We start from the raw sequence: 302 nt of genomic DNA, 5'->3' as shown, positions 1-302 counted from the left end.
GTCCGGGCACGTGATCGTGCCGGCACCGGCGTTGGCGTTGCCCCCGGCGTTGTTTCCGGCGCCCGCGTTGCCTGCGTTGCCTGCGTTGCCCGCATTACCCGCGTTGCCGTTGGCGTTGCCGGCCGCGTTGCCGTTGTTGGCGCCGCCCGCGCCCGCGCCCGCGCCCGCACCCGCTCCGTTCAGCGCGCAGGGCGCGAGCGCGTCCAGGCCGGTCGGCTTGGCCGCCGTACGGCCGATGGCCGTGGCGATGCGGTTGACCGTGGCCACGCGCTTGTCCTTGAGCGGGCCGAGGATGGCGTTGT

1 pseudogene is annotated in these 302 nt (G+C 74.8%); it reads right to left on the bottom strand.

The annotated features are described in order from the left end of the window. Positions 1-302 (bottom strand): annotated as a pseudogene (locus tag M8J74_RS44380) (hypothetical protein); the annotation flags it as partial.

Source organism: Streptomyces panaciradicis, assembly GCF_023516615.1.
Classification (GTDB): domain Bacteria; phylum Actinomycetota; class Actinomycetes; order Streptomycetales; family Streptomycetaceae; genus Streptomyces; species Streptomyces panaciradicis.
Note: the sequence above shows the minus strand (reverse complement) of the source record. Positions and strands in the feature narration are given on the sequence as shown.